We start from the raw sequence: 22,313 nt of genomic DNA on the forward strand, positions 1-22,313 counted from the left end.
CATTAAAATAAAAAACGCTTACCTCAAGGACTCTAATCGCTCTCATTACTTCCATTTGAGCGTCCAAATCTATCTTTTCTTTCCTTCTCAGAATTTTATTTTTAGAAGGCGATTATGAGCATCACCGCAATTCCCTAAAATTTTGAATCCATTCCCGCAGATGTAGTTTAATATCTTTTTACTCCTTGTTACTTACAAATAGATCAGGTTTTAAATATCTCCAGTCATAAAGTCTGAACCTAATCTGTTTCTTAGTGCCGCCATATCATCACTAACTTTTCTATCTAAAATTTTTGCATAATGCTGAGTAGTTTGAAGATTTTTATGGCCAAGCATCTTACTCACACTCTCAATTGGCACACCATTAGACAAAGTTACCGTTGTGGCAAAAGTATGCCTGGCCAGATGAAACGTTAGATTTTTATTGATACCACAAATATCTGCAATCTCTTTAAGATATGCGTTTGTCTTTTGATTGCTTAAAACCGGCAATAATCTCTCCTCATTTACCTCTGGATGCGTTGAATATTTTTCGAGTATAGCTTCTGCAGTTGGAAGTAGAGGAACACTGCTGCGTGTTTTTGTCTTGGTCCTTTTTGTTTTTATCCATTGGTTTCCATCAAACCCTGTTACTACCTCTTTTGCTGAAAGTTTCTCTACATCAGCATACGAAAGTCCAGTAAAACAGCAGAAGAGAAAAATATCCTTTACAAGACATAATCTTTGATTATTTATCTCTTTTCCAATCATAACCTGCAGTTCCTCTTTTGTTAGAAATTCCCGGTCCACAACTTTTAATTTCCCTTTCCAGTTTAGGAACGGATCTTTGGTCATCCATTCATTTACATGGGCAATTCTTATGATCTTCTTGAAATTGGTAATGTATTTTATGGCTGAATTGTGGGCACAATTTCTTTCCGTTTTTAAATAGTACTCGAATCCTGAAATAAATTTGTGGTTTACATCTTTTACGGGAATATCGAAAGCTTTAAACTCCTTTTTAATATATTCCTCAACATGCTTTTTTGCAGTTCGATATCTTTCGGCAGTACCAGCGGCAAAATCTTTACCTATAAGCCGGTTCACACGGTCATTATGTTCCTGAAATATTTCAAGAAGCATTTTTACCTGGTTTTCATTTTCTTTATCCTTACCTAAAAAGACATTAATAATATCTTTTGCCGAAAATGATTCACCTCTATCAATTAGCTTTTGATGGGCAGTATAAATATCATTTTCCATTTTAGTGAGGAATCTATTAATAAGTTTTGCCTGAGATGAAGTTCCCAATGCTTTTCCAGCATTCACATTCCAAATTGAAAGAGGAATTTCTCTATTAGTTGTTGTAACTGCACGCTTACCATTCACGGTTATTCTAAGGTAGATTGTACCCATATCCGTTTTAGTTGTGCTTTTTCTTAAATAAAAGATGTGTGAGAATGAAGTTTTCATATCTTGAAAGTATTGATTCGACTGCTCCAAGATACAATATAAACAACTAATATATAAATAGTTAAGTTTTTGTTATTAGGATTATTCTTACTTTGGTTACACTAAAAAGTAGCTGTTCAAGTGTAACCGAATTTGTAACCGAATAGAATGATTTCAAATGGTTTTATTTGATATCTTAAAAAAGAAAAAAGCCCGGAAACCGTGAGTTTTCGGGCTTTTTGGTTCCATTTGATTGGAAACAAGCGGAGAAAGAGGGATTCGAACCCCCGGAGGTGTGACCCTCAACAGTTTTCAAGACTGCCGCATTCGACCACTCTGCCATTTCTCCTTAGCGGATGCAAATATAGAATGCTTTTTCATTTCAAAAAAGTTTTATTCATTTTTTTTAAACCTTTTTTTATTCCAATCTGGAAATGAATATTTTACAATATAAAATCCTGTTTCGGCTATATTAGGATTCCTTTTATCTATAAGGAAGGTTTCCAGTTGAGCTTTATTTTCAGCTATCTTAGGGTGCACATAAAAACTATAATTAAATGTCAGGAATTTTTTCACCTTTTCAAATTAAAGATGTTGAATTTAAAAACCGCCTTACTGTATCTCCAATGTGTATGTATAGCAGTGAAGATGGGTTTGCCAATAACTGGCATATGGTACATCTGGGCAGCCGTGCAGTAGGCGGCGCAGGATTGGTTTTTACTGAAGCTATTGCCGTTTCTCCGGAAGGAAGAATTACTCCTTACGATCTGGGGATTTGGAAAGAAGAACATATTATTAAACTAAAAGAAATAGTGGATTTTGCAACGTCTCAGGGAGTGGTTATTGGTACACAGCTGGCACACGCAGGTCGCAAAGCTAGCACTGCCCGGCCATGGGAAGGTGGTGCTCTTCTTGATGTGAATTCTGAGGGATGGGAAACTTTTGCTCCCAGTGAAATTCCCTTTTCAGAAGAGAACCCATCTCCACAGGAGTTGGATGAAGAAGGTTTGAAAAAGGTAGTAAACGATTTTAAATCGGCAGCTGCCCGTGCTGTGAAAGCAGGTTTTCAGGTCGTTGAAATTCATGCTGCCCATGGTTACCTGCTGCATCAGTTCCTTTCTCCGCTAAGCAACAAAAGAAATGACAATTATGGAGGCGGGTTTAAGAACAGGACGAGGTTGCTTTTGGAAGTAGTTGAAGCTGTAAAAGAAGAATGGCCCGGGAATCTGCCTCTTTTTGTACGTATTTCTGTGACCGGCTGGGTTGAGGGAGGCTGGAATGTGGAAGAATCGGTAGAACTTTCAAGAATTCTTAAGCAAAAAGGTGTGGACCTTATTGATTGTTCTTCCGGTGGCTTGATTCCAGATGCCAAAATTCCTGTTGCTAAAGGTTATCAGGTACAGTTTGCTGAAAAGATAAAATCTGAAGCCAATATAGCTACTGGTGCAGTAGGATTAATTACTACTACTGAAGAAGCTGAGGAAATTCTTTTCAAAAAGCAGGCTGATCTTATTTTTATGGCACGTGAGTTTTTACGTGAACCTTATTTTCCTCTCAAAGCTGCCGCAACTTTAGGATCTGAAATTCCCTGGCCTCCTCAATATGAACGTGCAAAACCCGGAAAATAGCCTAGTTTTAAACATGTTAATATTCACCATATTAGATCAAATTTAATTTTTATGAAAAAACAGAAACTTTTTACTTTGTTCCTTCTCTTAACCTGTTTTACACTTTTTGCTCAAAAAGAATATAAGGAACTTATGAGTCAGGATTGGTCAAATCTTAAAAAATATCGTTCTGATAATGAAGAGGTTGTGAAAAATGGCAATTATCCCAAGGTTGTGTTTATGGGAAATTCAATTACCGAAGGTTGGGTAAATATGCATCCCGAATTTTTTTCTGAAAATGATTATGCAGGAAGGGGAATAAGCGGGCAAACCACTCCGCAAATGCTCATACGTTTTACCCCAGATGTAATTGATCTTAAGCCGAAGGCGGTGGTAATTCTTGCCGGTACCAACGACATTGCCGGTAATACCGGTTTTTCTTCAGTAAAAATGATCACTGATAATATTAAAGCTATGGCACAACTTGCCGGGGCCAATGGAATAGAAGTTATTCTTAGTTCCATTTTGCCGGTTTATGATTACCCGTGGCGGCCGGGATTGGAACCGATAGATAAAATTGCCAAAATTAATACATGGATTGAAAAGTATTCCCGGGAAAATGGTCATACGTATCTGGATTATTTTTCAGCAATGAAAAATGAAAAAGAAGGTATGAAAGCTGAATATTCCGAAGATGGGGTGCATCCAACTTCTGCCGGTTACAATGTTATGGAACCTTTGGTGAAAGCAGCTATTAAAAAAACTCTGAAGGAGAATTAAAAATTGCAGGAGACCATTTTCATTCTAATTTGGCAGAAAATAGGCATAAAACTGCTATCTTGCTGCACCTTAAAACAAAATATCTAATTTTATATGAAGAAACTACTTTTGCTTGCACTTTTGGCTAATCTTTTTAGCTGCGGTGCTCATAAAGATGTGGAAAATGCAGATCCCATGGAGTATGCAAATACCATTACTACAAGTGAATTAAAAGAGCATCTTTACACTTTCGCCAGCGATGAATTTGAAGGTCGTGACACGGGAGAGCCGGGACAGAAAAAAGCGGCGGAATATCTTAAAAATGAATATCAAAATCTAAATATACCTGCTGCCCAGGGAAATGATGATTATTTTCAGGAAGTACCGGCAAGTTTTTTTCGTGGAGATATAAAAGATTCTGAAAATATGGTTGCTTATTTTAAAGGCAGTGAAAAACCTGAAGAAATTGTGGTGATTTCCTCTCATTATGATCACGTGGGAATGGATGACGAAGGCAATGTTTTTAATGGGGCCGATGATGATGGTTCCGGAACTGTTGGAATTCTTGAAATTGCTGAAGCTTTCACTAAGGCAAAAAAAGATGGCTATACTCCAAAGCGTTCCATTCTTTTTCTAAATGTAACCGGAGAAGAAAAAGGTCTCGTAGGATCAAAATATTATACTGAAAATCCAATATTTCCGCTTGAAAATACCGTAGCCGATCTAAATATAGATATGATTGGTAGAATAGATCCTGAGCATGCCGGAAATGATAATTATATTTATCTTATCGGGAGCGATAAACTGAGTACAGAATTGCACGAGTTGAGCGAACAGGTAAATGAAAAATACATGAACCTGGACCTGGATTATACTTATAACGATGAAAATGATCCAAATCGTTTTTATTACAGAAGTGACCACTACAACTTTGCAAAACATAATATCCCAATTATTTTCTACTTTAATGGGGTACATGAAGATTATCACAAAATCACAGATACGCCGGATAAGATTAATTACGAAGCATTGGCAAAACGTGCAAAACTGGTTTTTCTTACCGCATGGGAAATTGCCAATCGTGACCAGCGCCTTATCGTAGATAAAGCTGAAGAAGACACCGAGTAAATTTTTCTGGCAACCTCTTTTTTATGGAACTTTATCATGAACCTTAAAATTGTCCGGTTTTTCAGCAGAACAGGTGTCTTTATTTTGCCAATTAAAAGCTACAGTAGACACTTTTCCTTTTTCCGAAGAAATTTGCTGTGAATGCTCAGCAGGTGCTTCCATAATTAAGGAGAGTAAAAAACTGATTATAAGATTGATGAGAGTGCTCATAACTATTGGATGGTATCTGTTGTTGTAGTAGTGTCAAAAGCTTCTTTGTTAACGGATTGCTGATTACCGGAATCTTTATTTCGGTTTTTCTCAATCTGAATATCCACGCCATCATTATTTATATTTACCCTGGCATTGTAATCACCTTCTTCATTCCATTCATCATTATTCTCCCATTCTTCATTATTTGTTTCACTTTTAAAATCACTTTCATCAACAGGACAACTATTACAAATAGTTCCACCATCAATTACATGAAGATATCTTTCCTCGTCTGCCCTTTTAAATATATTATCACTTCCATACCTGCTAACATAGGCACTCGCGCTGGCATCAACGTGCATAGTGGTGCCTTCGGGTACATAAAGTGTAATTTCCACCTCCTGATCTCTGAATTTATTTTCCATGTCTGAAGTAAGATAACTGTCCAGCCGAAGTTCTTTCCCCTGAAGGTTCAACTCATAATTGATACTTTGAGCTCTTCGGTTAGCATCTTCAAAATCGCTTCCTTCAGCTTTTTTTACAATTTCTGCACTGGCCAATGAATCTCTTGTAGATTTAAATGTTAGCCAAACACGATCGGAAAAAAGCATTTTTCTACCATTTTCATCATGCCTAATTTTGAAATCACCACCGCGATAAAAACTGCTGGAAAAATTATTTGCATTTTCCATGGTGACATAAAGCGTATCCTGGGGACTTAGATTTAGGGATTGGGTAATCACAGTTTCCCCGTCAAAAGCACGATATGTGGCTTGTTGAATTCCAATTATACCAAGTCCTATAAGGGAGATTATCCAAAGTCCAAGCAGCACGTATTTTGCGGTTGTTCCGATAGACTTTAAATTTGGAACAAGAATTTTCAAGCCCAGGATAAACAGGAAGAAAAAAGGAATTGCCGTAAAGAAAAATGTTAATATCGAAATTAACCAAAATGGTCCGCCACTAACTGCCATTTCTACATAATCTATCCATGGGGTTTCAATAATGCCAAATATTCCCACTGTAAATAGGCCAATAAAGAGACCAATTAATATTGCTCCTGCAATTAGAATAAGTAATATCCCAATAAATTTCACAAAAACATTAAGCAATACTTTTATAATATTACCAATTGCTGAACCGGCGGAACTTGCTCCCGATCGGGCTCTCTGACTGTATTTTTGATAATCTACATCTTTAACCCTGCCGGAAACATTGTCAAAACCTTCACGGATTTTTTTTTCAATATTACTGATGGTGACTTCTTCTCCCTGCATGGCCAGGAAGTCTGCAGTGGTTTTAGCTTCGGGAACAAAGATCCATAAAGCAATATAGATTAATATGAAGGCTCCGCTGGTAAGGAAGGTGAGCAGTATCCATAAAAGCCTTATCCATACGGCATCTATTTCAAGATAATGTTCCAAACCTGAAGATACGCCCCCCACATAAGAATGCCGGGTATCCCGGAATAATTTTCTGCCACTGGTTTTATGCGTGGTTCCTTCATAAGCCGGTTCATCTTCAAAGATTTCTTCATCTACCATATAATCTTCAGGCTGGCCCATAATAACGATTACTTCTTCTACTTCTTTTAAACTTACTACCTGCCGTTTATCCTTTATTTTCTCAGTGAATAATTCAGCAATACGGGCTTCAATATCTGCTATAATTTCTTCGCTACCTTTCGTGTTAGTTAAAGAGCGTTTTATAGCTTCCAAATAATGTTGCAGTTTGGCGTATGCATCTTCATCTATATGAAAAAATACGCCGGCAAGGTTTATATTGACTGTTTTATTCATGATTTTTATTTTTTTGAGTGGTTACAATGGTTACGGCTGTTTGCAGTTCGTCCCAGGTACTGGTAAGTTCTTTTAGAAATATTCTTCCGGTCTCTGTAAGGCCGTAGTATTTACGGGGTGGGCCACTACTGGATTCTTCCCAACGATAAGATAGAAGTCCTGCATTTTTAAGCCTTGTAAGTAAAGGGTAAATAGTGCCTTCTACTACCAGCAATTTGGCATCTTTTAAGGTTTCGAGGATTTCAGCCACATAAGCGTCCTCATCCCGCAGGACAGAAAGAATGCAGTATTCCAGCACACCTTTACGCATTTGTGCCTTGGTGTTTTCAATCTTCATAACGTCTGATTTTGAATGTTGTTAAACTGTCCATTTTTTGATTGATGATGATTAGAGTGATGTTTCTTCTGAATCTTGTTAAATGAATTATAGTCTGGAATTTTTATCTATGGTTTTGACATTTCCGGTTTGGATTTCTGTTGAAATAAAACTGATACAAAGCGGATATTTATAAAATTCACCTTCACTTGCTTTTAAGCTGGCGCTTATCACCGCGTAGATTTCCAGTATAATAAGGCTTAGAATTAATGTTCCAAAAATCCCGGAAATAACAATTAGCGGAATAAATTCCTGAAAATTGTCCATTCGGATATGGTCATTATAGACATATAATGTGTCAAAGCTTAAGCTTACTCCAAACAATATCAGGATGGCAATTCCCAATACACCGAGTAAAATTGTGTAAAGGAAAATACTTATCTGGAAATTAACGGCATTTTTTCCATGGCTATCCACAAATGGATCCTGTTTTTTTAGAAGCCATAGCATAAGAGGGAAAAGGAAATTTCCAAAGGGGATTAAGTATTTGGAAAATACCGATAGATGGATGAGGGTGGCCAGCGATTTATCCTGATCTAATACCTGTGAGTTCATAACATATTAATTTCTTATACAAATATATGTTTAAAAGAAGGTATTTTGCAAAACATAGTACTATAATTTAACTTTTATTTAAGTTTTTAATATTTTATTTTGTAGAACCAGAACCATTTGAGTTTTAAACCAACGGGAGATAGCAAACATTCCGGTTAGATTATTTTAGCTACTTTTAAAAATTTAAAACAGCTACATGAAATTTACACCTGCCAAACTCAATACCTTTTTAATGCTGAAGTTACCTAGCGCATGGCTTTGCGGGGTTCGGGTTAAAGAAATAGAAGAAGATAAATGTACGGTAAGAGTAAAACATCGCTGGATTAATCAGAATCCTTTTAAATCAATGTATTTTGCGGTGCAGGCAATGGCAGCAGAGCTGAGTACCGGAGCTTTGGTAATGGCAAAAATTCAGAAGGAAAACCGCAAAATATCGATGCTGGTGGCCCAGAATAAATCTTCATTTTCTAAAAAAGCAACCGGCAAAATTACTTTTTTGTGTGAAGATGGTGAAAAGGTCAATGCCGCTATAGGTAAGACATTAGAAACCGGCGAAGGCCAAACCTTTTGGATGACGAGTATGGGGTATAACGAAGATGGGGTGGAAGTTTCCGGTTTTCAATTTGAGTGGACGGTGAAGGTGAAAAGCAGAATTTAGAACACCTGTTTCTTTTTTAAACGTTCTTCAAAAAAGAAACAGGTGTTCTGGTTGATTCCCTGTGGATGATAGCCGTATCCAAAACATGCTTTACGGGATCGGTATTTTCATCTTTTAATCTCGAAATAAGCGTTTCCACGGCCATTTTCCCCTGTTCTTCGGCATGTTGGTTCACCGTGCTCAGAGAAGGAAGAAAATGCTCTCCCATAAAACCATTGGTAAATCCAATTACCGAAATATCTTCCGGTATTTTATAGCCATTTTTTATAGCTGTACGCATTGTTAGAATGGCCGAAAGTTCATCGGCAGCCAATATTCCATCAACACATTTTTCAGAAATAACCGGCAACAATCGTTCCTGAAAAACAGCATAATCCTTAATATGAAGAATATAAGGTTCAGCTCTTCGCTTCGCCTGGGAAATGGTATATCCATTCTGTCTTTGCAGGTCTACACTGGTATCAAAGATTGTAGATAAGTAGATAATATTTCTGCAGCCGGTTTGGTGCATTTCATCAGTTGCTTTTTCTGCTATTTTTTTATCGTCTATAGAAATGCTGTCACAGGAAAGTTCATCTGAAATTCTGTCAAAAAACACTAAGGGAATTCCGTAGTCTATAATGCGTTTTAAATGATCCAGTTTCTTAGTTTGCTGGGTTTCTTTGGCCAGGGAAAGAATAATGCCATCTACCCGGCCACTAAGAAAGGTTCTGAGACTTTCTTCCTCTTTTTCTGTAGATTCATTGGAAATACAGATAATAATCTTATATCCTGCTTTAGCTGCAGTAGATTCAATGCCATGAAGCGCTTTTGTAAAAAAGGAGGGAAGGATATTAGGTATTACTACCCCAATGGTTTTTGTTTTGTTATTCTTTAAACTTTGCGCCATTCCATTGGGAACGTAATTATTTAAAAGAGCAAGTTGTTTGACGCGGCTTCTGGTTTGAGCACTAATTTCAGAGCTGTCATTTAATGCCTTTGAAACCGTGGAAACGGATAAATTCAACAGCCTTGCCAATTCTTTTAAAGTCACTTTTTGCTCCATAGTCTCATGTTTTGGTGTAATGCTGCTTCGGGAGTTGTTGTAAAGTTTCCGCCGCCATTTCTGCAGTAATATCCCTTTGCGGCCCTGCAAACATTTCGTAGCCCACCATAAACTTCTTAACGGTAGCCGATCTTAGCAAGGGTGGATAAAAAGACATGTGAAAATGCCATTCCGGATATTCGCCGCCATCTGTTGGAGCCTGATGAATTCCGGAGGAATAGGGGAAAGAAGTTTCAAAAAGATTATCATACATAATGGTCAATGCTTTAATTATTTCAGCAAAAGCTTTTTCTTCCTCCTGGCTTAGCTGGTTTATATTTTGATGTTGCTCACGCGGAATGATCATTGCCTCATATGGCCATACCGCCCAATAAGGCACTAAAGCAACAAAATACTCATTTTCAGATAGAATACGTTCTTTTAATTCCAGCTCCTGTGTTAAATAATCGCTAAGAAGACTACGTTTGTTTTTCTCCCAGTATTTTTTAAAATGACGGGATTTTTTCTGAATTTCGGTCGGGATAGAAGACTGGGACCAGATTTGCCCGTGCGGGTGCGGATTGCTGCACCCCATAATAGCACCCTTGTTTTCAAAGATTTGAACATAATTAATGTCGTCACTGCTCCCCAGTTCCCGGAATTCTTTTTTCCACATTTTTACCACTTTGGTGATGTCTTCAACTTCCATAAGTGGAAGTGTAAGAGAGTGGTTGGGTGAAAAACATACTACTTTACAAATTCCCTTTTCAGATTCAGCCTTTAATAAACCGTTATTAACTTCTTCCTCAGGAGTGTCAGGAAGTAAAGCCGAAAAATCATTTACAAAAGTATGTGGCTCGGTATATTGTGGATTGGTTTCTCCGCTGGCGCGGGTGTTCCCTGGGCAGAGATAGCAGGATTCATCATATTCCGGTCTTCTTTCAGTTAAATTTTTCTCTGTTTTCCCCTGCCAGGGCCGTTTTGTGCGGTGGGGAGAAACCAGGATCCATTCTCCGGTTAATATATTATATCTTCTGTGTGGATTATTATTTAGTGCGTTGCTCATTTTCAGCATTTTTCAGAATGATTTATTCTATAACAGTTCCTTCACTTGGAGAAACAGAAATTACATCCATATTAATATTAAATTTTTCAGCGTAAGCTTTAGAAATTTCCTTTACATAATCATCAATTTTGTTAGCTTCAATAAGATTGATGGTACAGCCGCCAAAGCCGCCGCCCATCATACGGGAGCCGTAAATAAAATCTTTATCTTCAGAAAAATCTACCATAAAATCCAGTTCCGGGCAACTTACTTCATAATGATGCTGAAGCCCTTTGTGCGACTGGTACATAAGCTCGCCAAATTTCTTCAGTTCCCCGTTTTTCATCGCTTCGGAAGCTTTTTGAACCCTTTCATTTTCATTTAAAACATAAAGGCATCGCTGGTAGGTTTTTTCTGTGAGCTGATCTTTAAATTCTTCCAGCATCTCAAAACTCACTTCTCTCAGGCTAGAAACTTCAGCATATTTTTGCTTAATTTTTTTTACGGCCCCTTCACATTCCGCCCTTCGGGTATTGTATTCACTGTCGGCAAGACTGTGGGAAACGTTGGTATTCAGTAACAATAGTTTACAGTCTTTAAAATCGGCCGGAATAAATTCCGTTTCCAGATTTCTACAATCCAACAGTATAATATGATCTTTTTTGCTCATTACAGAAGCAAACTGATCCATAATTCCACAATTGGAACCTACAAAATTATTTTCAGCCCGTTGCGAAAGCTCAACAATTTCCTGTTTTGATAAATTTAAAGTAAAGAGCTTGTTTAAACCGCCTGCAAAACCGCATTCAAGGGCTGCAGAAGAACTTATCCCCGCTCCAATAGGTAATTCGCTTTTTACAATACAATCGAAACCGCCCAGCTTTTTGTCCATTTTTTGAATTTCTTCAATCACACCAAGCAGGTAATTTTTCCAGGAATCCTTCTGTTTTGAAATTTCAGCGAGGGAGAATTCAAAATAGCTGTCAAAAGTTTTGCTATAAATCCTGCAATTATCGGTTGAAACATTTCTTTTAAATTCGAAGAAAATTTTTTTATCAATGGCAGTGGGCATTACAAAGCCATTATTGTAATCGGTATGTTCTCCAATGAGGTTGATACGGCCTGGTGAAGATACTTTTACTTCTGTCTGAAAATCGTTAAAAATTTTTGAAAGGGTCATGTAGCTTTCTTTATCTGAATATATAAATTATACTCAAAGGTAATAATTGTAAAAAATACGCTCATTCTAATTTTGAATTATTTCTATATCTTTAGAAAAAAATAAGAGATAATCTTAATAAATGACTGAAATTATATCTGATTTATACCACGTAAAGGATAAACTTTACGCGGCTGCAGACTGTATTATTTTTGGATTTGAAGGAGGGAGGATCAAACTATTGCTTTTTAGAAGAAGGGTTGAGCCGTTAAAGGGGGAATGGTCCCTAATTGGAAGCTTTGTTCGTTTGGATGAAGATGTGTCTGAAGCAGCAAAGCGGGTTCTTAAAGAAATCACCGGACTGGAGAATGTGTTTATGGAGCAATTAAAAGCTTACGGTAAAGCAGACCGGGATCCGGGCTTCAGGTGCCTCTCAATAGCTCAATATGCTTTAATCCGTATAAATGAATATGATGAGGAGCTGGTGGAAAAACATGGTGCCCATTGGTTTAATATTGATGAAATTCCGGATTTGGTTCTGGATCATAACCAGATGGTGGCAGATGCATTGAAGCGTTTAAAGCAAAAGGCGAGGTATCAACCCATTGGTTTTGAACTTTTGCCGGAAAAATTTACCATCCCTCAGTTACAACAGCTTTACGAGGCAATTTACCAGCGGGACCTGGATTCTCGAAATTTCAGAAAAAAACTGCTCTCTCTAAATGTGTTGATAAAACTTGATGAAAAGGATAAATCCAGCTCAAAAAGGGGTGCGTTTTTATATAAATTCGATGATAAGAATTATCAGAAATTATTGGAATCAGGTTATAATTTTGAGATTGCTTAGGCAAATCAATTTTACAAATCGAAGTATCACAGTTAATTAAATCTTATGGAGTACAAATATAACCGAAGACATGCTATTAAAAGTATAGCCCTGGGATCTGGAGCTTTAAGTTTAGGTGGTTTTTCTTTTGCCTCAACACAAACTAAAGAGAAGCGGAATTCAGAAAAATTAAAAGGAAATGTCAATCATTCTGCATGTCGCTGGTGCTATAATGATATTCCCCTGGAGCAATTTGCCCGTGAGTCTGCAGATTTAGGTTTGAAGGGAATAGATCTTCTAAAACCTTCGGAATGGAAAACTGCTGAAAAATACGGATTGGAATGTTCTATGGCTACCGATGATTTTGCCAATATTGAACATGGTTTTAATGATATTAAGAACCATGGAAAATTACAGGAGGCTTATAAAGCCTTGGTAAATAAAGCTTCGGAACATGGAATTAAGAATGTGATTTGTTTTTCAGGAAATAAAAGGCAGCTGAGTAAGGAGGAAGGGCTTGAAAATTGTGCCGTTGGCCTTACACCTTTGTTAAGGTACGCCCAGGGGAAAAATGTAAACTTGGTGATGGAACTGCTAAATAGTAAGGTAAACCATCCCGATTACCAATGTGACCACACCAAATGGGGCGCTGATTTATGCGAGAAGATGGGACTGGACAATTTTAAATTGCTGTACGATATTTATCATATGCAGATAATGGAAGGGGATGTGATAAGAACAATTACTGATAATCACCAATATATTAACCATTATCATACCGGTGGGGTTCCGGGGAGGCATGAAATTAATGATTCTCAGGAATTATATTATCCTGCTATTATAAAGGCTATTCTGGAAACCGGTTTTAAGGGATATGTTGCACAGGAGTTTGTTCCTACCTACGATGATAAAATGGCTGCGCTTAAAGAAGGTGTGACGATTTGTGATGTTTAAAATTGCACAAAGTTATTTGAATATAAAAACGGCCTCTTCCCGGAGGCCGTTTTGAATAACTAACACTTAAAGAATAAAATTATCCACATTTGGAAGAGCCGCAATCTTTACAGGTAAGGCAACCCTCCTGATAGATAAGGCTTGTGGAATTACAATTATTACACTTTTCTTTCCTTGCTACCGTACCATCGGCAATGTAACGTTTTAAGGCGCGTGCGACTCCGTTTTTCCATGTGTTTATAGATTCAGTGTCCAACTGAAGACTGGCAATGAGATCCACTACTTTTTCAATAGACATACCGTGCCTTAAGGTACTGGAAATTAGTTTGGCATAATTCCAGAATTCCGGGTTAAATTTATGGGAAAGTCCTTCAATGGTGGTTTTATAGCCTCTTTTGTTCTGATACTGAAAATCATACCTGGAGGTACCATCTTCATTCCTGTTTTTAATAATAAGGCCTTCATTAACCCAACGTGGTATTAATATGCCATCCTCATCATCGGCAAAACCGGTGAAAATTTCATAAGGCCGGTCATCAATAAGACCAATAAAAGCGATCCATTTGTCCTTGTTATTCTGAAATCGCACCACATCGGCTGTTAATACCTGGGGTCTTTTGGTCGGGAAAATTGAATTTCCCTCTTCATTTTCTTCTTCTTTTTTCTCTTCATTGGAGATCAATACTCCTGAACGGGAACCATCACGATAGACCGTTACCCCTTTACAACCTGCCTGCCAGGCTTCCAAATAAAGTCCGCCCACAAGCTCTTCAGTAGCATCATTGGGCAAATTAATAGTCACACTTATAGAGTGATCTACCCATTTTTGGACCGCTCCCTGCATTTTCACCTTGCTCAGCCAGTCCACATCATTAGAAGTTGCCTGATAATAGGGGGAGCTTTTTACCAGTTTATCAAGCTCTTCGTGCGAATAATTTTTTGTAGTGTCGTGGCCGTTTACCTGCATCCATTGCTTAAAGCGATGGTGGAAAACCACATATTCTTCCCAGGAGTCCCCAACTTCATCTACAAAATCAACACGTACATCCTTATCATTAGGATTTACTTTCCTTCTCCTTTTGTAAACCGGGAGAAAAACAGGCTCAATACCAGAAGTGGTTTGTGTCATTAAACTTGTAGTACCGGTAGGCGCAATGGTTAAAAGTGCAATATTCCTTCTACCGTGTTCAAGCATATCATAATATAGCTTTTCATCAGCCTCTCTCAAACGTTGAATGAATGGATTGTCCTTTTCCCTGTCGGAATCAAAAATGCCGAATGCACCACGTTCTTTTGCCATATTAACCGATGCCCTGTAGGCTTCAAGTGCGATTTTTTTATGTATATCTACTGAAAAATCCACGCCTTCCTTACTACCATATTTTAGGCCGAGCCCTGCCAGCATATCACCTTCTGCAGTAATTCCAATTCCTGTTCTACGGCCTTCCTGAGCTTTCTTCCTTATGTTGAGCCAAAGGTTTCTCTCCACGCCCTTGACATCTAAATTCTCAGGATCGGCATCAATTTTAGCTAAAATTCCATCAATTTTTTCCAGCTCCAGGTCAATAATATCATCCATTATTCTTTGTGCAGCTGCAACATGTTTGTTGAACAGGTTATAGTTAAAAGAGGCATTTTCAGTAAATGGTTCTTCTACATAAGAAAATAAATTAATGGCCAGTAAACGGCAGGAATCGTAAGGACAAAGCGGGATTTCCCCACATGGATTTGTGGAAACCGTTTTGTAGCCAAGATCTGCATAGCAATCGGGCACCGATTCATTTATTACCGTATCCCAAAATAAGATTCCCGGTTCGGCAGATTTCCAGGCATTATGAACTATTTTTTTCCATAATTTTTCTGCTTCAATGTCTTTTACGTTTACAGGGTCTTCACTATGAATTGGATATTTTTGAGTGTAAGTTGTATTATTTTTAACCGCTTTCATAAAAGCGTTATCAATTCTTACCGAAACGTTGGCACCGGTAACTTTTCCCTGCTCCATTTTTGCATCGATAAAATCTTCAGCATCTGGATGATTAACGGAAACTGAAAGCATAAGGGCGCCTCTTCTTCCATCCTGCGCCACTTCCCGGGTAGAGTTGGAGTAACGCTCCATAAAAGGAACAATCCCTGTAGAGGTTAAGGCTGAATTTTTAACAGGCGAACCTTTAGGGCGAATATGAGAAAGGTCATGACCAACCCCACCGCGACGTTTCATTAGTTGTACCTGTTCCTGATCAATTTTCATGATTCCACCGTACGAATCGGAGTTTCCGTCATTACCAATTACAAAACAATTAGAAAGTGAAGCAATTTGGTAAGGATTGCCAATACCGGCCATGGGGCTACCCTGTGGCACAATATATTTAAAGTCTTTAATCAAATCAAAGACTTCATCTTCTGTCATAGGATTTGTATAACGCTGCTCAACCCTGGCTATTTCCTTTGCTATTCTCCTGTGCATATCATTAGGAGTAAGTTCGTAAATATTACCAAAGGAATCTTTGAGAGCATATTTATTTACCCAAACCCTTGCGGCAAGGTCGTCACCTTTAAAATATTTTATTGAAGCCTGGAATGCTTCTTCCTGGGAATAGGTTTTGGAAGCTGTTGGTTTTGCTTGTACTGGCATACATTTTAGATTTTTGGGATTACTAACCTTATAAAGAATGAACGTAAATGTAGGCAAGAAAAACATATATATTCAAAAGTATCTTTCTAAAGTTATCAAGAAAATGATGTTAATATATTGTTTTTCAGAACTTTATTAATTTATCAACATTAAAAAGTTGACAAATTATAGGGATATTATTAGGAGGGATGAAGTTACTGGCAATGCGGAAACTACGGGAGTTGAATAGAAAAATGAAGGAATGGGTAAGAGAAAAAAGAAGTAGCTATTAAAAAAAGAGGCTGATTGAATTTCAATCAGCCTTCTTTGAATTAACACCTATGAAAATTCAAAATAAAAAATTATTCTGTATATCACCACAGAAATTCATCTTAATTTGTTTGCCCCATTCTCATTGGAGGTAGAGTAATAATTTAACCGGCAAAGAAAAAATCTTCCCGGAATTGTAGCCTTTCTATTTAAGTTACCAAGATAGGATTTTTTTGGAGCTTACCATGAAAAAAGTTCAGTAGCAGTTGATTTTTTTTATCTTTCTTCAAAAATATTACTAAAACAGGGTGAAAGAGTGGAGAAAGCCACACGGCAACTTGAATTTGATATTATGGAGAAACGAAGAGCAGTGATTTTTGATCTGGATGGAATAATTGTAGACACTACAGGTTTACAATTTCGCGCCTGGAAAAAGGTAGCTAATGATTTAGGTTGTAATTTTTCAGAAGAACAAAATGAACAGTTAAAAGGCATAAGCAGGGAAGATTGTTTAAAGCAGATTCTTTCCTGGGGGCAATTACAACTATCTCCTCATAATTTCCAGCATTGGATGCAGAAAAAAAATGATTACTACCTAAAATATGTTGAAGAAATAAATGCTTCAGCAATTCTGCCCGGAGTACAGGAACTAATTAATTCTCTTGACCGGAAAAATATTCCCTATGCATTGGGTTCTGCCAGTAGAAATGCCGGAACTATTCTTAGGAAGTTAAATCTGGTATCAAAATTCTCCGCTGTTGTTGATGGTAATGATGTAAATGAAGGAAAACCAGATCCCGGAATTTTTCTTCTGGCTGCCCAAAAATTAAATTGTTCGCCCTTGTCCTGTGTTGTATTTGAAGATTCTATAGCGGGAATAAAAGCTGCAAATCGTGCAGGAATGATAAGTATAGGGATAGGAAAAAGAGAAATTCTTTCAGAAGCTGATTATGTCTTCAAAAGCCTTCAGGAAGTAACCGAAAGTTTTTTATTGACCCTTCCTGCACTTAAAGTGCAGGAAAAATAGCGAAAATTGCCTCGTTATTTATAAAATTGAAAACTGCAATTTTATACGAATTGTTGATAATTCGAAGCTAAAAATCATAAAACATTAAAAAGCTTAACCTAAAATTACGCAATTTTATGAGTTATTAACCGAAAACGATTTAGTTTTTATCAAAATTAGGTTATAATGATTAATTGAAATAGATTTGGCTTAATGTCAAAGAAAATCAATACTATAGGAGTATTAACATCAGGAGGAGATGCTCCGGGAATGAACGCCGCAATACGGGCAGTTGTTAGGGCTTGCTCTTATTATCATTTAGACTGTAAAGGTATTTATCGTGGTTACCAGGGATTGATAGAAGGAGATCTCGAAACCTTAAATGCGCGGTCTGTAAGAAATATTATAAATAAAGGAGGGACTTTTTTAAAGTCAACCCGTTCTGAAGAATTCAGGACTAAGGAAGGTCGTGCAAAAGCGCATGAAAAGCTAAAGCAAGAAGGGGTAGATGCCCTGGTGGTAATTGGTGGAGACGGAACTTTTACAGGAGGTAAGCTTTTTAGTGAAGAGTTTAATTTTCCGGTAGTAGGAATACCTGCTACTATAGATAATGACATTAACGGAACAGACTATACCCTTGGCTACGACACTGCATTAAATACAGTAGTTGAAGCCATAGATAAAATACGGGATACGGCCAGTTCCCATAATCGTCTTTTTCTTATTGAGGTTATGGGGCGTGATGCCGGAGACATCGCCTTAAATAGCGGTATAGGTGCGGGAGCTGAAGAAATCCTTATTCCTGAAGAGACTGCTGGTGTGGAGCGTATGCTGGAATCGCTTCATAAGAGTAAGAAGTCAGGAAAAACTTCCAGTATAATAGTGGTTGCAGAAGGGGAGAAGAGCGGTAAGAATATTTTTGAACTTGCCGATTTTATACATGAACAGGACGAGGAATATGATATAAGAGTGTCAGTTCTGGGGCATATTCAAAGAGGAGGTTCTCCAAGTTGTTTTGATAGGGTACTTGCCAGTAAACTGGGAGTTGGTGCTGTAGAAGCTTTAATGGATGGCAAAAGCAATGTAATGATTGGTATCCATCATCAAAAAGTAGACAGTGTTCCTCTGGAAACAGCACTTATAGGGAATCCAAAAGTAGATAAAGAATTAAGAAGGGTGGCAGACATCACTTCAGTTTAAATTTTAAAAATAGAAAAATGAGTACAAAAATTGGAATTAACGGTTTCGGTCGAATAGGAAGGATTGCTTTCAGAATAGCGGCTGAAAATGATAATGTTGAAGTTGTAGCAATTAATGATTTACTGGATGTAGAACACCTGGCATATTTGTTAGCTCATGATTCGGTACATGGGAAGTTTAAAGGAGAGGTTTCTGTGAAAGACGGAAATCTTGTAGTAAATGGAAAAACAATTCGCGTAACCGCAGAACGTAATCCTGAAGATCTTAAATGGGATGACGCCGGAGCTGAGGTTGTTTTAGAATGTACCGGTATTTTTACATTGAAAGATAAAGCTGAAGCGCATCTAAAAGCGGGAGCTAAAAAAGTAGTGATTTCAGCACCTTCTAAAGATGCTCCAATGTTTGTTATGGGAGTAAATCATAATGAAGTGAAAGCTGAAGATAAGATTATCTCAGGAGCTTCATGTACTACAAATTGTCTTGCACCTCTAGCTAAAGTTATAGAGGATGAATTTGGTATTGTGGAAGGTTTAATGACTACTGTTCATGCCAGTACTTCTACCCAGTTTACCGTAGATTCTCCTTCAAAGAAGAACTACAGGTTAGGAAGAAGTGCAATGGCAAACATTATCCCGAGTTCTACAGGTGCTGCCGTGGCGGTAACCAAAGTAATTCCTGAATTGAAGGGGAAATTAACTGGAATGGCTTTCCGTGTTCCAACTACCGATGTTTCTGTAGTTGACCTTACAGTGAGAACTGAAAAATCTGTTTCTTACGATGATGTAAAAGCTGCATTCAAGAAGGCTGCAGGAGGTGATTTTAAAGGGGTGATTTCTTATACTGAAGAAGAAGTGGTTTCCCAGGATTATGTATCAGATCCTCATACATGTAATTTCGATGCAGGAGCCGGTATCGCTTTAAATGATAATTTCTTCAAATTGATCGCATGGTATGATAACGAATATGGTTATTCATCAAAATTGATTGATTTGGCTGCACACGTTGCTAAATTATAATATTTCCAAAGCCTGAAAATATCTGACTGTGGTTTCTTACAGAAGATGTTTCAGGCTTTTTTGTCTCTTATTATCAAATAAAAAATTATGATTTTAATTACCGACGGGGGATCAACAAAGTGTGATTGGATTTTACTGGATCATCAGGGAGAACAGGTTTTTAAAACCCGTACAAAGGGGTTGAACCCTGCAGTATTTCCCGAGCTGGTTCTCGAACAGCGTATTGAAGAAAATCCTGAATTGAGATCAGTTAAAGATCAGATTGAAAAAGTACATTTTTTTGGAGCCGGTTGCGGGACGGAAACCCCACGCAAGTTGTTGCAGGATATTATTGCTAATTTTTTCACTAATGCAGATGAAGTACTGGTAAGGGAAGACACCGTAGCGGCAGTTTATGCCACAGGTAAAAGTCCGGGTATTGTATGTATACTGGGTACAGGCTCCAACAGTAGTTACTTTGATGGAGAGGAAATTCACCAGACCATAAATTCCCTGGGGTATATACTTATGGATGAGGCCAGTGGAAATTACTTTGGAAAAAGGCTTATTAGGGACTATTATTATAAAAGAATGCCTCCGGAACTGGTAGTGAAATTTGAAGAAAAATTTAATTTAGATTCCGACGAAATTAAAAAGAATCTGTACCGGAAAGAAAATCCTAATACTTATCTGGCTTCCTTTGCGGAATTTATTTTTACAAATGAGAGAAATGGCTATTTCTACAAACTCGTGTATGAAGGAATCCAGGATTTTGTTCAAAGCAGGGTCTTGTGTTATAAACAAGCTCAGAGCGTACCTATTCACTTTATTGGAAGTATAGCTTATTTCAGTGAAGATATTATAAGAGCGGTATTTCAACCTTACGGATTGGAATTAGGAAAAATGGTTCGTAGGCCTATAGATGGTCTTATTGAATACTATCAAGCAAATTTTTTCAATAAAACTACTCAGGGGTAAAAATTTTACTAGAAAATAGAAAAAGCCGGTTTTCAATGAAAACCGGCTTTTTTATTAATTCAGCAGAATCAAAAATAACTTCCCTTCAACATTAAAATTTTATTACATTTAGTAGATATAATTCTTTTAAATGCTGGTAAAGATCTACGGCAGTGCCGTTTTTGGTGTGGAAGCAACTACAATAACCATAGAGGTTAATGTGGTTACTGGTATTGGCTATCACCTGGTAGGTTTGCCTGATAATGCGGTGAAGGAAAGCAGTTACAGGATTGCTGCTGCACTTCAGAATATCGGTTATAAATTTCCCGGAAAGAAAATTATTGTGAATATGGCTCCTGCCGATCTTCGTAAGGAAGGTTCAGCTTATGATCTTTCTTTCGCAATGGGAATACTTGCAGCTTCAGAACAAATCAAGGCTGAAAACATTGGGGATTTCATAATCATGGGGGAACTTTCTCTTGATGGAAGCCTTCAGCCTATAAAAGGAGCCCTTCCAATTGCAATAAAAGCAAAAGAAGAAGGTTTTAAAGGTTTTATACTTCCCGTACAAAATGCGAAAGAAGCCGCTATTGTTAAAGGACTGGATGTATATGGAGTTGAAAATATCCTGCAGGTAATCAAATTCTTCAATGAAGGCGCTTCTTTAGAGCCAACAGTTATCAATCCCCGGGAAGAATTTTATAGGAATATTGATAATAACGATCATGATTTTGCCGATGTAAAAGGACAGGAATCCATCAAACGATGTATGGAGATTGCCGCAGCAGGCGGGCATAATATAATTCTAATCGGCCCGCCTGGAGCAGGAAAAACGATGCTTGCAAAGCGGCTTCCGGGAATTCTTCCACCCATGACCTTGCGTGAAGCTTTGGAAACTACCAAAATTCATAGTGTGGTGGGACGCTTAAAAGAAAATAAAGGGCTAATGTCTCAGCGCCCCTTTCGTAGTCCGCACCATACAATTTCAGATGTGGCCCTGGTAGGCGGGGGAGCTTATCCTCAACCAGGAGAAATTTCACTTTCCCATAATGGGGTACTCTTCCTGGATGAATTGCCGGAATTTAAAAGAAGTGTGTTGGAGGTAATGCGGCAACCGCTGGAAGATCGGGAAGTTACAATTTCCAGAGCAAAATTTACCGTAACCTATCCTTCCAGTTTTATGTTGGTAGCCAGTATGAATCCCAGCCCCAGTGGTTATTTTAACGAACCCGGCGGGCCTGCTTCCTCTTCCCCGGCAGAAATGCAGCGCTACATGAGCAGGATTAGCGGCCCTTTACTGGACAGGATAGACATTCATATAGAAGTAACTCCGGTGCCTTTTGATAAATTGAGTGAAGACAGAAAAGGAGAAAGTAGTAATACAATACGGGAGCGTGTTTCAAAGGCCAGGCAATTGCAAACAGCGAGGTTTGAGAACTTTGGGAATGTACATTATAATGCGCAGATGAGTGTGAAGCATATTCGGGAATTCTGTGTTTTGGATGATTCTTCAAAGCAACTATTAAAAACTGCCATGGAGCGCCTTAATCTTTCCGCACGTGCTTATGACCGGATTTTAAAAGTCTCCCGTACTATTGCCGATCTGGAAGCTTCAGATAAAGTTAAAGATGTTCATATTAGTGAGGCAATCCAGTATCGCAGTCTTGACAGGGAGGGTTGGTTAGGTTAAGTAATTGTCTTTTATTATACTCCAGTAAGGCATTCCACATTAAAATATGAGTTCTTTTATGGCAAGAA

The 22,313-nt window shown here is 37.8% G+C and carries 20 protein-coding genes and 1 tRNA gene; 11 read left to right on the forward strand and 10 right to left on the reverse strand.

The window, feature by feature from the left end; genetic code table 11:
- Window positions 1-210 precede the first annotated feature (210 nt).
- On the reverse strand, window positions 211-1,452 hold the full coding sequence (locus RM539_RS17345; protein ID WP_311504686.1) for a site-specific integrase: 1,242 nt from the start codon (window positions 1,450-1,452) through the stop codon (window positions 211-213).
- A 243-nt stretch (window positions 1,453-1,695) separates the two neighbouring features.
- Window positions 1,696-1,780 (reverse strand) — tRNA-Ser (locus RM539_RS17350).
- Between the two features lie 208 nt (window positions 1,781-1,988).
- Here RM539_RS17350 and namA point away from each other — a divergent pair.
- The 3 genes from namA (at window position 1,989) to RM539_RS17365 (ending at window position 4,925) form a co-directional block, all read left to right on the forward strand.
- On the forward strand, window positions 1,989-3,059 hold the full coding sequence (gene namA / locus RM539_RS17355) for an NADPH dehydrogenase NamA (RefSeq protein WP_311504687.1): 1,071 nt from the start codon (window positions 1,989-1,991) through the stop codon (window positions 3,057-3,059).
- Between the two features lie 51 nt (window positions 3,060-3,110).
- Window positions 3,111-3,818: an SGNH/GDSL hydrolase family protein gene (locus RM539_RS17360; RefSeq protein ID WP_311504688.1), complete on the forward strand. Its 708-nt coding sequence runs from the start codon at window positions 3,111-3,113 to the stop codon at window positions 3,816-3,818.
- 93 nt (window positions 3,819-3,911) lie between these two features.
- Window positions 3,912-4,925 carry a M28 family metallopeptidase gene (locus RM539_RS17365; protein WP_311504689.1) on the forward strand — a complete coding sequence of 338 codons (1,014 nt, stop codon included), beginning with the start codon at window positions 3,912-3,914 and terminating at the stop codon, window positions 4,923-4,925.
- 21 nt (window positions 4,926-4,946) lie between these two features.
- On the opposite strand, the gene RM539_RS17370 is transcribed toward RM539_RS17365, so the two are convergent.
- The 4 genes from RM539_RS17370 to RM539_RS17385 all read right to left on the reverse strand — a co-directional run bounded on the left by RM539_RS17370 (window position 4,947) and on the right by RM539_RS17385 (window position 7,847).
- The gene (locus tag RM539_RS17370) at window positions 4,947-5,135 is read right to left on the reverse strand and encodes a hypothetical protein (protein WP_311504690.1); all 189 of its coding nucleotides are present in this window, start codon (window positions 5,133-5,135) and stop codon (window positions 4,947-4,949) included.
- A gap of 2 nt (window positions 5,136-5,137) precedes the next feature.
- Entirely contained in the window at window positions 5,138-6,916 is a 1,779-nt protein-coding gene (locus RM539_RS17375; RefSeq protein WP_311504691.1) for a PspC domain-containing protein, read from the reverse strand.
- Window positions 6,909-7,253 (reverse strand): PadR family transcriptional regulator, encoded by a 345-nt coding sequence (locus RM539_RS17380; RefSeq protein ID WP_311504692.1) that lies wholly within the window; start codon window positions 7,251-7,253, stop codon window positions 6,909-6,911. The genes RM539_RS17375 and RM539_RS17380 overlap by 8 nt, the downstream gene beginning before the upstream one ends.
- Window positions 7,254-7,340: 87 nt before the next feature.
- A complete protein-coding gene (locus RM539_RS17385; protein WP_311504693.1) occupies window positions 7,341-7,847 on the reverse strand; it encodes a DUF4870 domain-containing protein in 507 nt (168 codons plus the stop codon).
- A 196-nt stretch (window positions 7,848-8,043) separates the two neighbouring features.
- Here RM539_RS17385 and RM539_RS17390 point away from each other — a divergent pair, with 196 nt between their 5' ends.
- Window positions 8,044-8,505: a DUF4442 domain-containing protein gene (locus tag RM539_RS17390; protein WP_311504694.1), complete on the forward strand. Its 462-nt coding sequence runs from the start codon at window positions 8,044-8,046 to the stop codon at window positions 8,503-8,505.
- A gap of 16 nt (window positions 8,506-8,521) precedes the next feature.
- Here the strand turns inward: RM539_RS17390 and RM539_RS17395 are convergent, their stop codons facing one another.
- Genes RM539_RS17395 through galK form a run of 3 tightly spaced genes read right to left on the reverse strand, consistent with a single transcriptional unit; the run spans window position 8,522 to window position 11,754 of the window.
- A complete protein-coding gene (locus RM539_RS17395) occupies window positions 8,522-9,550 on the reverse strand; it encodes a LacI family DNA-binding transcriptional regulator (RefSeq protein ID WP_311504695.1) in 1,029 nt (342 codons plus the stop codon).
- A 4-nt stretch (window positions 9,551-9,554) separates the two neighbouring features.
- A complete protein-coding gene (locus tag RM539_RS17400; protein ID WP_311504696.1) occupies window positions 9,555-10,595 on the reverse strand; it encodes a UDP-glucose--hexose-1-phosphate uridylyltransferase in 1,041 nt (346 codons plus the stop codon).
- Between the two features lie 22 nt (window positions 10,596-10,617).
- Window positions 10,618-11,754 (reverse strand): galactokinase, encoded by a 1,137-nt coding sequence (gene galK, locus RM539_RS17405; RefSeq protein WP_311504697.1) that lies wholly within the window; start codon window positions 11,752-11,754, stop codon window positions 10,618-10,620.
- 121 nt (window positions 11,755-11,875) lie between these two features.
- On the opposite strand from galK, the gene RM539_RS17410 reads away from it, so the two are divergent.
- A complete protein-coding gene (locus tag RM539_RS17410) occupies window positions 11,876-12,580 on the forward strand; it encodes an NUDIX hydrolase (protein ID WP_311504698.1) in 705 nt (234 codons plus the stop codon).
- Window positions 12,581-12,625: 45 nt separating this feature from the next.
- Window positions 12,626-13,513 (forward strand): hydroxypyruvate isomerase family protein, encoded by an 888-nt coding sequence (locus RM539_RS17415; RefSeq protein WP_311504699.1) that lies wholly within the window; start codon window positions 12,626-12,628, stop codon window positions 13,511-13,513.
- Window positions 13,514-13,592: 79 nt separating this feature from the next.
- Here RM539_RS17415 and RM539_RS17420 read toward each other — a convergent pair whose 3' ends face one another.
- Window positions 13,593-16,148: an adenosylcobalamin-dependent ribonucleoside-diphosphate reductase gene (locus RM539_RS17420; RefSeq protein ID WP_311504700.1), complete on the reverse strand. Its 2,556-nt coding sequence runs from the start codon at window positions 16,146-16,148 to the stop codon at window positions 13,593-13,595.
- Between the two features lie 565 nt (window positions 16,149-16,713).
- On the opposite strand from RM539_RS17420, the gene pgmB reads away from it, so the two are divergent.
- The 5 genes from pgmB to RM539_RS17445 all read left to right on the forward strand — a co-directional run bounded on the left by pgmB (window position 16,714) and on the right by RM539_RS17445 (window position 22,245).
- Complete coding sequence (gene pgmB, locus RM539_RS17425) at window positions 16,714-17,424, forward strand: beta-phosphoglucomutase (RefSeq protein WP_311504701.1); 711 nt, start codon at window positions 16,714-16,716, stop codon at window positions 17,422-17,424.
- A gap of 192 nt (window positions 17,425-17,616) precedes the next feature.
- Complete coding sequence (pfkA, locus tag RM539_RS17430) at window positions 17,617-18,603, forward strand: 6-phosphofructokinase (RefSeq protein ID WP_311504702.1); 987 nt, start codon at window positions 17,617-17,619, stop codon at window positions 18,601-18,603.
- 17 nt (window positions 18,604-18,620) lie between these two features.
- Entirely contained in the window at window positions 18,621-19,619 is a 999-nt protein-coding gene (gene gap / locus RM539_RS17435; RefSeq protein ID WP_311504703.1) for a type I glyceraldehyde-3-phosphate dehydrogenase, read from the forward strand.
- An 87-nt stretch (window positions 19,620-19,706) separates the two neighbouring features.
- Entirely contained in the window at window positions 19,707-20,576 is an 870-nt protein-coding gene (locus RM539_RS17440; RefSeq protein WP_311504704.1) for an N-acetylglucosamine kinase, read from the forward strand.
- A gap of 130 nt (window positions 20,577-20,706) precedes the next feature.
- The gene (locus RM539_RS17445; protein ID WP_311504705.1) at window positions 20,707-22,245 is read left to right on the forward strand and encodes a YifB family Mg chelatase-like AAA ATPase; all 1,539 of its coding nucleotides are present in this window, start codon (window positions 20,707-20,709) and stop codon (window positions 22,243-22,245) included.
- Window positions 22,246-22,313 lie beyond the last annotated feature (68 nt).

It is taken from the genome of Autumnicola musiva (assembly GCF_031846585.1).
Taxonomy (GTDB): Bacteria; Bacteroidota; Bacteroidia; order Flavobacteriales; family Flavobacteriaceae; genus Autumnicola; species Autumnicola musiva.

Bases quoted from the DNA above. Each gene is read 5' to 3' on its own strand.
- RM539_RS17345 (WP_311504686.1), bottom strand. From the start codon at position 1,452: ATGAAAACTTCATTCTCACACATCTTTTATTTAAGAAAAAGCACAACT.
- namA (WP_311504687.1), top strand. From the start codon at position 1,989: ATGTCAGGAATTTTTTCACCTTTTCAAATTAAAGATGTTGAATTTAAA.
- RM539_RS17360 (WP_311504688.1), top strand. From the start codon at position 3,111: ATGAAAAAACAGAAACTTTTTACTTTGTTCCTTCTCTTAACCTGTTTT.
- RM539_RS17365 (WP_311504689.1), top strand. From the start codon at position 3,912: ATGAAGAAACTACTTTTGCTTGCACTTTTGGCTAATCTTTTTAGCTGC.
- RM539_RS17370 (WP_311504690.1), bottom strand. From the start codon at position 5,135: ATGAGCACTCTCATCAATCTTATAATCAGTTTTTTACTCTCCTTAATT.
- RM539_RS17375 (WP_311504691.1), bottom strand. From the start codon at position 6,916: ATGAATAAAACAGTCAATATAAACCTTGCCGGCGTATTTTTTCATATA.
- RM539_RS17380 (WP_311504692.1), bottom strand. From the start codon at position 7,253: ATGAAGATTGAAAACACCAAGGCACAAATGCGTAAAGGTGTGCTGGAA.
- RM539_RS17385 (WP_311504693.1), bottom strand. From the start codon at position 7,847: ATGAACTCACAGGTATTAGATCAGGATAAATCGCTGGCCACCCTCATC.
- RM539_RS17390 (WP_311504694.1), top strand. From the start codon at position 8,044: ATGAAATTTACACCTGCCAAACTCAATACCTTTTTAATGCTGAAGTTA.
- RM539_RS17395 (WP_311504695.1), bottom strand. From the start codon at position 9,550: ATGGAGCAAAAAGTGACTTTAAAAGAATTGGCAAGGCTGTTGAATTTA.
- RM539_RS17400 (WP_311504696.1), bottom strand. From the start codon at position 10,595: ATGAGCAACGCACTAAATAATAATCCACACAGAAGATATAATATATTA.
- galK (WP_311504697.1), bottom strand. From the start codon at position 11,754: ATGACCCTTTCAAAAATTTTTAACGATTTTCAGACAGAAGTAAAAGTA.
- RM539_RS17410 (WP_311504698.1), top strand. From the start codon at position 11,876: ATGACTGAAATTATATCTGATTTATACCACGTAAAGGATAAACTTTAC.
- RM539_RS17415 (WP_311504699.1), top strand. From the start codon at position 12,626: ATGGAGTACAAATATAACCGAAGACATGCTATTAAAAGTATAGCCCTG.
- RM539_RS17420 (WP_311504700.1), bottom strand. From the start codon at position 16,148: ATGCCAGTACAAGCAAAACCAACAGCTTCCAAAACCTATTCCCAGGAA.
- pfkA (WP_311504702.1), top strand. From the start codon at position 17,617: ATGTCAAAGAAAATCAATACTATAGGAGTATTAACATCAGGAGGAGAT.
- gap (WP_311504703.1), top strand. From the start codon at position 18,621: ATGAGTACAAAAATTGGAATTAACGGTTTCGGTCGAATAGGAAGGATT.
- RM539_RS17440 (WP_311504704.1), top strand. From the start codon at position 19,707: ATGATTTTAATTACCGACGGGGGATCAACAAAGTGTGATTGGATTTTA.
- RM539_RS17445 (WP_311504705.1), top strand. From the start codon at position 20,707: ATGCTGGTAAAGATCTACGGCAGTGCCGTTTTTGGTGTGGAAGCAACT.